At 36.6% G+C, this 12,027-nt stretch carries 10 protein-coding genes; all 10 read right to left on the reverse strand.

Annotation, left to right across the window (positions count from 1 at the left end):
- Positions 1–7: 7 nt before the first annotated feature.
- From OSO01_RS17100 to OSO01_RS17145, 10 genes are read right to left on the reverse strand one after another with little or no spacing between them, the layout of a single operon-like run.
- Positions 8–1,141, reverse strand: coding sequence for a GNAT family N-acetyltransferase (locus tag OSO01_RS17100; RefSeq protein ID WP_147211657.1), 1,134 nt, complete (start codon positions 1,139–1,141; stop codon positions 8–10).
- 29 nt (positions 1,142–1,170) lie between these two features.
- Positions 1,171–2,934, reverse strand: coding sequence for an ABC transporter ATP-binding protein (locus OSO01_RS17105; RefSeq protein WP_246145197.1), 1,764 nt, complete (start codon positions 2,932–2,934; stop codon positions 1,171–1,173).
- Positions 2,935–2,985: 51 nt separating this feature from the next.
- Positions 2,986–4,164, reverse strand: coding sequence for a glycosyltransferase (locus OSO01_RS17110; protein WP_147211659.1), 1,179 nt, complete (start codon positions 4,162–4,164; stop codon positions 2,986–2,988).
- A gap of 36 nt (positions 4,165–4,200) precedes the next feature.
- Positions 4,201–5,331: a glycosyltransferase gene (locus OSO01_RS17115; RefSeq protein ID WP_147211660.1), complete on the reverse strand. Its 1,131-nt coding sequence runs from the start codon at positions 5,329–5,331 to the stop codon at positions 4,201–4,203.
- Between the two features lie 33 nt (positions 5,332–5,364).
- Positions 5,365–6,555, reverse strand: a complete 1,191-nt coding sequence (locus OSO01_RS17120; RefSeq protein ID WP_147211661.1) for a glycosyltransferase — start codon at positions 6,553–6,555, stop codon at positions 5,365–5,367.
- Between the two features lie 43 nt (positions 6,556–6,598).
- Positions 6,599–7,738, reverse strand: a complete 1,140-nt coding sequence (locus tag OSO01_RS17125; RefSeq protein ID WP_147211662.1) for a polysaccharide pyruvyl transferase family protein — start codon at positions 7,736–7,738, stop codon at positions 6,599–6,601.
- Between the two features lie 56 nt (positions 7,739–7,794).
- The gene (locus OSO01_RS17130; RefSeq protein WP_147211663.1) at positions 7,795–8,988 is read right to left on the reverse strand and encodes a glycosyltransferase; all 1,194 of its coding nucleotides are present in this window, start codon (positions 8,986–8,988) and stop codon (positions 7,795–7,797) included.
- Positions 8,960–10,114 carry a glycosyltransferase family 1 protein gene (locus OSO01_RS17135; RefSeq protein ID WP_147211664.1) on the reverse strand — a complete coding sequence of 385 codons (1,155 nt, stop codon included), beginning with the start codon at positions 10,112–10,114 and terminating at the stop codon, positions 8,960–8,962. Before OSO01_RS17135 ends, OSO01_RS17130 begins: the two co-directional genes overlap by 29 nt.
- Positions 10,101–10,472 carry a helix-turn-helix domain-containing protein gene (locus OSO01_RS17140; protein ID WP_147211665.1) on the reverse strand — a complete coding sequence of 124 codons (372 nt, stop codon included), beginning with the start codon at positions 10,470–10,472 and terminating at the stop codon, positions 10,101–10,103. The genes OSO01_RS17135 and OSO01_RS17140 overlap by 14 nt, the downstream gene beginning before the upstream one ends.
- 3 nt (positions 10,473–10,475) lie before the next feature.
- Positions 10,476–11,630 carry a DegT/DnrJ/EryC1/StrS family aminotransferase gene (locus OSO01_RS17145; protein WP_147211695.1) on the reverse strand — a complete coding sequence of 385 codons (1,155 nt, stop codon included), beginning with the start codon at positions 11,628–11,630 and terminating at the stop codon, positions 10,476–10,478.
- Positions 11,631–12,027 lie beyond the last annotated feature (397 nt).

Here is a 12,027-nt window from a genome sequence, read left to right on the forward strand (position 1 = left end):
GTACACCTTATGAATCTGCTCTGATTAAAATCCTTTCAGCGCTTTTCCGTAGATACATATGAAAAAAACGGGATTTATTAATTTGAAACAAGAAAGTGAAAAATCCTGATCTTAAAGTCGTATTTGTGAAGGTGTATTCTACATTATGTTTATTGACCGCCCCCCAATTGTACTTATAGGCTTCTTCCCCTTTTAAAAAATCGAAATACTGACATCCTTCTTTACTTGCATCAAGAATAAGATGATATATTAACAACTGACCTATCGAGTACTTTCCAAATTCCGTATCAAAGCTTGGAATATAAAAATAGAATCTGTTTCCATCGTTCATGCCGAAGTGTACTGCAATAATTTGCTTATTTATTTCTAAATAGGAAAGATGTAATAACTCATTTTGAAAGAGTTTTTTTGCTGTTAACAGTGCATATTCCTTCTCTTTCTGATTATTGTATTTGCTGGGAGTTTTCGTACCATTCCATCTTCTCTTATGCAGCTCAAATAGCGTATTCATCACAGGTTCTACATCTATTTCTCTTAATACTTTCTTATAAAGGTATTCTCCTTTTTGCCTGATTAATTTTCTTTGTTTAAAAAGGATTTTCTTTACGTACTTTTGATTTACCCCGGACTTCGTCTGGTCCATATTACGTTCAAGCATGATGTAAGGGGAATCTACCGTTTTTATTTTTTCTATCATTTTAAAACCATCCGGTAACTGAGTAGAAAAGACTTTATTATAAATAGAATCCCCGGGTAAGTCCGACCATACTATACAATTCCAATTTTTCCTGTCCTCTGTAAGCTTTTTCATCACCAGGTTAGTGATTTCCCTCATATCATATTTGCTAGAAATAATCGGCACTAAATAATCAGCCATTCCTAATCCAATCGGCCGGATTACAGTAAAGCCCCAGGTTGCTTTATAACTGTAAAGAGGGATAATCGCAATAGTATTCATTCCTTCCTTTACTTCTATAATATAAGGATCTACCATTTGGCAGCTTTTTTTATATCTCCACCAGTTTTTCATCCATGCTCTATCCTGGAAAATATTATATTCATGAATTCCCTCACTAAAATTACTACATGCAGAAAATAATCTTTCAACTGCATCCTCATCTTTATGCAGAATAACATCCACTTTGCTATCCTCCTTCTAAAGGTTCTACGTTACATAATGGATTGGTTCAGCTTATTATTTACTGATACTAATCTGCCATTATTTATCCTGTAGACAATGTCACAATTTTCAATAGTACTTAATCTGTGTGCTATGATAATTAGCGTCTTATTCCCCTTCAGTTTATTAAAAGCACTCATAATTTCTTTCTCCGTTTTGTTGTCTAATGCAGAGGTTGCTTCGTCCATAAACAATATCTCGGGATTATGATATAACGATCTGGCAATGCCAACTCGCTGGCGCTGTCCGCCCGACAGCATGACACCCCTTTCTCCAACCGGTGTATCAAGCTTATTGGGAAGCTCTTCAACAAACTGTTTTAACTGTGCCTGCTCCAAAGCACGCCAAACCTCTTCATCTTTAATCTGATCATCATTTAACCCAAAAGCAACATTCCTGCGGATAGAATCATCGGAAAGAAAAATAGCCTGCGGAATATATCCGATTTTCTTCTGCCATAAAGACCGCTGTTCAAATAAATTTACACCATCAACCAGAATGCTTCCCTTTTCGGGCGGGAACAAGCCTAGTATAATATCAACAATCGTTGTTTTACCGGCTCCTGATTCTCCGACAAAGGCAACTGATTTACCGATGGGAATCGATAAAGTAACATCCTGTACAGCGTATTTATTTTGATTGGGATACTTGAAAGACACCTCATCCATCTGGATTGAATTGTGAAATATTTTTTCTCCACGTATTATTTCCGTACTGTTCTTACCAGATGCCAAAACGTCTTTATCCATAAATAAATCATCGTAAACGACATGCAAGGCCGGCATACTATACCGCATAATTGTAATCAATGAAACAACACGGTTGATGGAAGGCATCAGCCGAAATGCGGCCATAGCAAATAATGCCATGGTTGAGATAAAATGAGATAGATTCGCTCCCTGGAGAATAATGATTAGTGCTGTGATCAGAACAATCGCGACAAGCATCGTTTCGATAAAATATCTAGGAACCACTTCCAGCATTTTTAAGTACTTCGTATTATTGGCTTGAATTTGACTCTGATTTGTATACTCTCTGATAAAAAAACGCTCTTTCCCAGAAACCTTTACTTCTTTACTGGCACCCAGTCCCTGATTGACCCATTGTATCATTTTCCCGGTTACTTCCTGATGCTCTTCCCCAAGCTGGCTGATTTTTTTCCGGTAGCTTATAAAAAAAAGGCAAACACTCCCGCCTAGTAAAACAGCTGCGGCTAAAGTTGCCAAAGGGGCTGTTACTACTAATAATACTGCAATAAACAGGATGACCAGCACCTCTGTCAGTAATTGAAAGCCGGAAATCATGATTCCATTAAAGATTTTTGCTACTTCTTCATTGACATTTCTCAATAGATCAGCTGTGTTTCTCTGTAAGTGAAAGGTATAGGGCTTTGTTAAATATGCCTGAAATAAATCCCTGGACAACCTTACTTTTTGATTCAATGTCACCTTAATTTGAGTGTAATTAAAAAATAGTAAGTATACATTTTTAATCACAAATACTGCTAATAATATAATTACAGCAAATATGATAAAAGCATTTACCGTCTGGAAGTTAAGCCAGCCGTATACATTTGCAAGGACAGGCTGCTCCTGAATCACATTTGGATTTACTACCATACCGACAAAGGGAACAATTACTCCTATGCTGATTGTTTCAAATACTGCTGCTGCAATCATCATAAAAAGCAGCACAATAAGCTTCTGTTTCTCTTTTCTTGAAAAAAGTCGCAGTAATTTATGGACGCTATTCACCAATTTACTCACCTTTTATTTTAGAAGTTTTTTTGAGACATATGAAAGAATTTATGGAGCATTCTCCACCATTTTATAGAGCCTTTCCATCTCTTTTGTTGTATCCACTACCTGCTGTGACAGGTTGCTGCTGAATTTTTCTCTTAATCTTTTATCATTTAATAGTCGCAGGATAGCATGATAAATCTCTTCCTTCTCGAAATTTACGATTAACCCTGTTTCTCCTTGGCTTATTTGTTCAGCTGCACCAGTATTTGTTGTAATAATGGGTTTTCGTAATATCCTTGCTTCTGCCACAGTGAGGGCATAGGATTCATGCCGGGATGGTTGTATATAAATATCACAATCCTTTATATACGGATAGGGATTTTTTACCGTACCAAGTAACAGGAGGTTATTTTCTAGTTGGTATTCCTTTATCATTGTCTCGATTTTCTCTCTTAGAATCCCTTCGCCTATTAAGTACCAGCGGACATGATATCCTTTTAACAATAATTTTGATAAAATTTCCGGAATCATATCCTGCCCTTTTTCTACTGACAGCCTGCCCACTGTCAGAATGCGAATGCCTTTAAACCTATCGCTATAACTTTCTTCCGCTTTTGATAAAGTCTCCAGTTTATCTCTTTCGATAACATTATAAAATGGAAATGTTTTATCTTTCAGATTCGGAAATATATCAATAAATTTCGTCATAGCATATTTAGAAACACAGAAGATACAATCGAACCTACTATAGAACCTCTCTCCCTGTTTTCGCAAAGCTTCTTCAAAATAGGAAACATCACAATGAATCCAGACAGCCTTCTGTTTTGCTTTTATATTATTCATGACATAAACGTCGGGAAATGTTACCGGACTATGGTAAGCTATAGCAATGTCGTACACTGTTTCATCTCTTGGCACCATCCTGGAGTAGTACCTGTTTTGCTTATAATTAGACACTGTGTGCTGTATCAATTTCGTATAAAATCCTGTTTTAACCGCTGTAATAATGTCCCCTTTTTTTGTATATTTCCACATTTTCTCCAATGCTGTTTCCCTTGCTCCAAATATATTTTCTACATGCACAAACTCCGGGATTTCCTCATAAAGCTCACCCTCCTCCGACATCAGCTTTACAGTCACATCGTAATCTTTCAGCTGCATGCTATTCAGCATAGCAATTAAAGCCTTTTCGATTCCACCCATTATCATTCTTTGTGTTACAAATAATACTTTTTTGCGCACTTTTTTCTCACCTCACTAAAAAGCCTTTTCGAAGGGCTATATGCTAATTTCAATTTTGTTTCTTAATTTTTTGCTCATTACATGAATGATTTCCTGATATATCTCCCATGCATCAGCTTCTACAACAACACCCATTTTCAATCCCTCCATTTGTTCATGAGCACCTGTAAAATTAGTCGTAATAATCGGCTTGTTAAAGACCTTCGCCTCTCCTAAAGTGATACAGAATCCTTCATGCCGGGATGGCTGAACATAAATATCACATTGTTTTAAAAAGGGGTAAGGATTTGGATGTGCTCCTAATAAGATAAATTCTCTTTCAACTTGATACTTTTTAATAAGAAATTCATATGCAGACCTGCTGTTACCTTCTCCAACACAGTACCATCTGACTTTATATCCCTTTTCTCTCAGCTTTGCTAATACTGGAATAACAAGATCCTGTCCTTTTTCTTTACTTAATCGTCCGATAGTTAATATTCTTATGCCATCAAACTCATCATTAAAGCCATCCCCTTCATCCGCCATTTGTAAAATTAACTCAGAAGAGATTTTATTAGGACAGGAATCTATGTTACTTTGTAATTCAGGCAGTATATGAACTAAACGGTCTTTTCCCTCATTTGACACCGTATAGATTCTGTCAAACTCAGGATACAATCTTTTGGCAAATGGCAGATCAAACCCGACCTTCGTCACATCAAAATGAATCCATTGCAGTTTTTTTTCAGCACTTATTTTATGAATAACAAAATAGCTTATGAGATCCATCGGACCTGCATAAGCTATAGCTACATCATATTTATTTTTTATATCCGCAGTATTCCTTAATATATATTTAAAGAAAATACTTTTATTTTTCAGGATTCGGGACAATCCATATGTCAGCGAGAAATTTATTACCCTGATAAGCCGGCCTTTTTTTATAAGATTCCATATAGTCCATCTGGGGGGATTCGTCACCATTCCTTTTATCTCAGGATATTCATGCACGTATTCCACGTTGACATGATCTGGAATTGCATTCAAAAATCCCCCATATTTCTCCAGCATTAGAATCGTAATATCATATTTATGTTCAGGTATTTCTGCTATCCTATTAAGCAGTGCCTTTTCTGTGCCGCCAATATTCATATTGATCAGCATAAATAGCATTTTCTTCTTCATACTGCTACCCTCTTTCTACAGGCGCATATTATGTTATCCAATAAATTGATAGAACTTCTCGATTTCCTCAGTATTCCCCTTCTTTTCCTGCTTCAGATAATGTATGATACTTTGTCTAAGCTCCGGCTCATTGATTAATCTTAATATCCCTTCTGCAACAGCTTCCGGATTCATATCAACAACAAGCCCATTTTTTTCATGAATCATTTGATTATAGACTGCATCAAACTTTGTTGTTACAACAGGCGTATTTAGCATTCTTGCTTCAGCAATAGCAAGACCGAATCCTTCAAATCTGGAGGTCTGCACATACATATCAGCATGCTCAATAAACGGATACGGATTTGCCTCAACCCCTAATAAAATAAAGTGCTGTTCTAGTTGGTGTCTTTTTATATCCTCCTTTATTTTTTCTTTTAGAGGTCCTTTTCCTAAAACATACCACTTAAAATGAATTCTTTTTTCTTTCAGTATTTTGCATACCTGAAGAGCAATATCATAACCTTTTTGAGCAGATAATCGACCGATGGTTAAAATCCTGATTCCATGAAAAGAATCCTGATAATTATTTCCTGCCTCCGCCATTTGGAAAATAAGCCGAGGATTATTGATATCGTACATTACCTCTATTTTATCTGCATAATAAGGAAAGCGTTCTAATAAATCTTTTTCAGCTGTTCTTGATACAGCTATCATTTTGTGATAGTGATTATAATATTTCTTTTGGAATGCTATATCTTCCTCATCTATTATGTATGTAGCATTAACCCAGGCAAGCTTTTTCTCTGCTTTCACTTTTTCTGCTACATAATAAGTAGGAACCCCTTGCGCATAGCTGATGGCTACATCGTACTTTTTATTATTGTTTTCGATTACTTTTGATGCGCTTTTCCAGTAAAGAATAGCCCGTTTCGTATTATGATAGTCCTTTTTGTATATTGCGATAGAGTATCTGATTCTTGAAAAAAACATTTGAACTGCTTTTTTTGACAGGACATGTTGCATAGAATGTTTTATAGTTCGATTTGTAAAGGTTGTATAGCTCAATGGTGGAAGTACATTTACTTGTTTTGGCACTATTTTTTCTAAAATATTTCCAAAAGAAAAAAGTTGTAAATCTACATTGAATTTTGAATAATCCAGCATGGATAATAGAGATACTAAGCTCTTCTCTGCCCCGGCAATATCTAATGAGTCAATCACAAATAAAATATCCTTTTTCATTATTATTTTCACCCCCTGCTTTGTTTCTGCATGTCACTTCATTTTATCTATTCCCGCTTAACGGCTCTCTCACTTCTCTAGGATGTAAAACATTCTCTAAATACAGTTTAGATTGCGCAATTTTCCCGTTAAGAATGAATTCACTTTCCTTATAGTCTATTGGATTTAATAAATCTTTCATTTTATAATGTGGATGTATTAGCCTTGATTCTAAATTCAAATCCTCCAGAAAATCCCTCATTCTCGTGTTGATAGATTCTTTTCTGTTCACAATGGCAAAATTTTTCTGATACAGTACTGAAAATACTGCCGCATGAAATGAGTTGGAAATAATAAAGGCTGCATCTCTCACAAGTGAAATAAATACCTCCGGGCCCACGTGTCGAAAATATTTATCAGCATAATTTATCTTTCCTGGATTAATGCTGTATATTTTCAAGTTCTTCTCTTTTGAAATCTTTACTGCAATCTCTTTTATCAGCTGATTATTATCAAAATCATAGACCAGTATATACTTATTGTGAAATTGTTTCTTGCCTATTTCATTCCATTCACCCCTGCTTAATAAAAGCACGGGATCAACAACTTTTTTTCCGTTATAAATCCCCATTTTATTCAGGATGTTAACACCGCTTTTTTCCCTGACACTTATTCCGTCCAACCTTTTTATCCATTTTTGGACAACTGGAACCAAATACGGCGCAATCTCTTCTGTAGCAAAGCTGGCAGCAAAAGAAGCTTTTGTCCTTCCTCCTGGTACAAAATCTAAATAAAAGGCTGGGTCTTTTCCATTTTGATAAAGACTATTCCAAATCTGATCACTTCCACATAAATATACATCTCTTTCAGGCAGTTTATTCTTTAATTCCTCATTAGAGCGGTACTGACGTTTTGTTAATGTTAAATAAGTGGTTGTAAATTGATCAAAGGCTCTTTTTCTTTTTAACCCTGGTATTCTTAATGGAACTTTAATTCCTAAATAAACTAGCTTTGTCAGCAAATTCTTCTCCCATTTCGGATTATCGATTCGGAACAATTTATAATGGTTGCTTAAATACGCTGGCTTATAATCAATGATTTCAACATCATGACCACATTGGGTTAAATATCTTAATAATGCAAATGCCTGCAAGGAGGCTCCATGATTGTAGGCATCATGACATGTTATTGTGTAAATTTTCATATTACACCCCGTTTTTTCTATCCGTACGTGTTTCCTTACGCCTCTTTGAATTGTCTTTAACACGACGATATAATTAAATCATACAGCTTACTTAATTCGCGGGTAGAATTATTAAAATTGGACCTGGAACAATGATGAGCTAATTTCTTCCTTAATTTTAAATTATGATACAGTTCCTCTATACCATCCGCTAAACCATCAACAGATAATTCACAAATCATCCCATCATATCCCTCCAGAATTTGACTTTTAGCAGTAGAATAATTTGTTATCAGCACCGGCTTTGCAAGAATTTGCGCTTCACTGACCGTTACTGCCTTACCTTCATAGCGGGAGGGCTGAACATAAAGGTCTGCTTCCTTCATATATGGATATGGATTGATTTTTTTTCCTAACAAATAAAAGTTATCCTGAAGTTTATAATCAGATATAAGACTTCGAATCATTTTCTCGTCTCCACCATAGCCGACAGCATACCAAGCAAGGTTGTGATAGCCTCTTTCTTTTAAAAGTTTCAGTGCCCGGACTGCATTATCAATACCCTTTGCATGAGATAATCTGGCTACGGTAATGATTTTAAAACGATTATCGTAAATCATTGGATTTTCAAGCTTTTCTGCTGCTAATGCTTGGATAAGATCAGGTGAAGTAATATTTTCGATAACAGTAACTTTCTTCTTTAAAATAGGATATTTATTTATAAATGCCTTTTTACATTCTTCGGAAACTGCAATAATGTAATCGAATTTCATCCACATGCTTATATCGACTGTTTCATCGGTTTCCACTACAGAAAAGTCTGTATGTATCCACGCAATTTTCATCTTAGCCTCAACCTTTTCTGCCACAAAATAATGCGGCCATAAATAGCTTATTGCCACATCATATGCTGCATCCAGCTTCGGTAAAAATGGCAATGCATACTTCCACATATATTGCATTTGTTTATAGCCCTTTTCTGAGCCTTGATTCTTTGCAGCTTTATACTTCGCCAGTAAACGGGCAAACCCGATAGTTAAATATCCCGCTTTAAATGTATCCTTGATAGACATCCGAAACGTTTTATAGCTATCTGACTCTTTCAGAAGATTGGGCTGTGCTGGTAATTGATTCATAAAATCGCCAGTATGGCTGTACAGCATAACATCAACGTGATAGTCTGTATAATTAAAATTATTTAACATGCTTATCAGGCTGCGCTCGACTCCTCCTACCTCCAAATCAAAGGAAGCTATCAATATATTTTCCACGTTTATCGACCTCATTATATTGATAAATTTTCTGTAATTGATGAACTGCCTGCTCTATAGAATAACCGTTATTTTCAAATCCATTTCTGATTTCAGCCTGATTCCGTTCTTTTTGCCCTGCTTTTGCAATAATCGTATCTGCCCATACATCCGGTTGATCCGATAGAGGCAATTTGGTAAGCAGACCGATATGAAGATCCGCTTCCGGCTGAATGGCCTCTGAAACAATGCAAGGAACCCCGCTTGCCTGCGCCTCTAGCAGGACCATCCCTAAGCCTTCATAAATAGATGGAAATACAAATACATCCATACTATGCAGCATTGTAGGAATATCTTCTCTTAAGCCGGCAAAGCGGATATTTTCTTCCAGTCCTTCTACTGATACAGTGGCTTCTATCTCACCGCGTAAATCTCCATCTCCTACGAATAATAGTTTCATCTGCTTATCTCTTTGAATGACTTTTTTCATCACCTCTATTAAGAATATGTGATTTTTTGCTTCTATAAATCTGCCGATATGTCCAATGATGATACTCTTCCCCAGCTTCTGTTGGAGCAGAAATTCATTTACTTTGTTTTCTGGCCTTTTCAAATATGGGTAATAGTCGATGGCATTGGGAAAATATGTGTACTTTGAACCTGCACTTCTTTTTTCTCCAAATAAATATTTCCCAGCTGCCTCACTGCATGCCAACAGATCTGTTGAATATTGAGAAATAAAAAAACGCATCGACTTAAGGTAGAGCTTTCTAAGCAGCCCTTCACTGTCATCCAGCGTTGTATGTGCATGGGAAATTCTTACCTTTATACCTGCCAATCGTGCTGCAATCATGGAGAGTCCACAATGAAATAAGGTATGTGCATGAACAGCGTCATAAGGTCCATACTTCTTTATTACATGATAGAGTTCGAGAACGGAATTCGTTTTTTTTAGCCGGATAATCCTCCCTCCCAATTCTCTTATTTCCTGATCATAATGTGCTTCTTCCTGATTGTAGGAGATAAAATCAAATTGGATTTTTTCACTATCTATATTCCGGTATAAATTCATTAACATCGTTTCTGTCCCAGCCCGGTTCATAGCACCAACAATTTGTAATACTTTCATTTTCTCAGGATTTTTCATCTTCATCCCCTGCTTTATCGTTTTTATCCAAATTCTCCTGCTGCCATTTTGCAAATTCAATTACTGTCTTAAACGCTTGTAAGTCATTTGTTTTTACACCTGACTGCTTAAGATCCTTTACAAATTGCAGCCATTTTGTTTCTGGTATTTGTCCTATTCGTGATTCTTCTGAGATGAACGTATTGACCTCCACATTCAATACACCTGCCAGTCTTTCGATAATTTGCAGGGATGGATTTTGGTTTAAATTTCGTTCAATATTACTTAAATAAGATTTTGATATATTTGCACGCTTTGCACATTCTGATAAAGTCAGCCCTCTGGACTTTCGTATTTTTTTGATTTTCTCTCCAATCATGACTTATACCTCATATTCTTGTAATTTCATCTCAACCCTTTTACGAATGGTGCTGTCAAATATATTTCTTATACATCTTATTACCCGGTGCTGTTCCACCTCTGTTAAACTGGAGCCTGATGGAAGGCATATTCCGGTTTCAAACAATTTATCTGAAACAGATCCTCCTTCATCATGCATAAAGTATTTTGCCCTTTTAAAAAGCGGCTGCAAATGGAGCGGCTTCCAAACTGGACGGGCTTCTATATTTTGCTTATTCAGTGCATCTAAAATTTGCTTTGCTGTAATTCCCGCTTTTCTGTCATCAATCGTCAGTGTTGTTAACCAGCGGTTGCTTTGTGTATCTTCCAGCTCTTTCATAAACTTTACTCCCGGCAGATCTGATAAAGCTTGAAAATACATATTAAATACCTTTCTTCTTAACCTCACTCTGTCATCCAAAACCTTCAATTGTGACCTGCCGACACCCGCCAGCAGATTGCTCATACGATAATTAAAGCCAGCTACACTGTGCTGATAGTGTGGAGCAGGATCTTTTGCCTGTGTTGCAAGATACTTTGCTCTTACCAACGCTTTCATATTATTTGAAATAAGCATTCCGCCGCCGGAGGTTGTAATAATCTTATTGCCATTAAAGGAGTAGATACCATAATCACCAAATGTACCGCTGGCCTTTCCTTTATAAAGTGAACCTAATGATTCCGCTGCATCCTCAATAATGGGAATGCCATATTCATTACATAAGTAGACAATTTCGTTCATTCTTGCACTTTGTCCATATAAATCAACAACAATGACTGCTTTCGGGAGTTTACCTTCAAAAGCCGAAACTCTCAATGCCTTTTCTAAAGCATTTGGAGACATATTCCAGGATTCTGGATCAGAATCAATAAAAACTGGATTTGCTCCCTGGTACAAAATAGGATTTGCGCTTGCAACAAAGGTTAATGTAGAGCAGAATACTGTATCGCCTTCTGTTACACCTAATAAAGAAAGAGCCAAATGGATTGCTGCAGTCCCTGAGCTTACTGCAACAGCTCCTTTTGCCCCTGTTTTTTCCGCTATTTCCTTTTCAAATGCGTCTACATTCGGCCCTAATGGCGCAATCCAATTTGATTCGAAGGCGCTTTTTATATATTGAAGTTCGTTTCCGCTCATATGCGGCGGGGACAAATAGATTCTAGATTGGGTCAATAAAAACAGCTCCCTTTAAAAAAAATAAAAAAGTATAGATATAAGATGAAGAATAGCCGCTCCAACGGTTTTGATGGGGTGAGTAATCGCAACCCCAGAAATATACTACGCTTTCCGTGGGCTTGAGCTCAGCCTCCTCGAAAAAAAGAAGTACACTTTGGAGGCATACAGGATGTATGTCAGTTCGGTGCCTGAGACAGGACGTTGCGACGAACTTAACCGAACTTCCTTTTCCGTTTTGCGCACTCCCACAGGAGTCTCCGTATATTTCTTCTGGGACTGCGATTACTCGTCCCATCAAAAACCTTCGCTAGAATCAGCTTCTTTTCTTTGAAAGAAAGCAAATGAAACATATTTCTTC

The sequence above is a fragment of the Oceanobacillus sojae genome (genome assembly GCF_007991515.1).
GTDB lineage: Bacteria > Bacillota > Bacilli > Bacillales > Amphibacillaceae > Oceanobacillus > Oceanobacillus sojae.

Coding starts and splice junctions, on each gene's coding strand:
- OSO01_RS17115 (WP_147211660.1), bottom strand. CDS start 5,331: ATGAAGAAGAAAATGCTATTTATGCTGATCAATATGAATATTGGCGGC.
- OSO01_RS17120 (WP_147211661.1), bottom strand. CDS start 6,555: ATGAAAAAGGATATTTTATTTGTGATTGACTCATTAGATATTGCCGGG.
- OSO01_RS17125 (WP_147211662.1), bottom strand. CDS start 7,738: ATGAAAATTTACACAATAACATGTCATGATGCCTACAATCATGGAGCC.
- OSO01_RS17135 (WP_147211664.1), bottom strand. CDS start 10,114: ATGAAAAATCCTGAGAAAATGAAAGTATTACAAATTGTTGGTGCTATG.
- OSO01_RS17140 (WP_147211665.1), bottom strand. CDS start 10,472: ATGATTGGAGAGAAAATCAAAAAAATACGAAAGTCCAGAGGGCTGACT.
- OSO01_RS17145 (WP_147211695.1), bottom strand. CDS start 11,630: ATGAGCGGAAACGAACTTCAATATATAAAAAGCGCCTTCGAATCAAAT.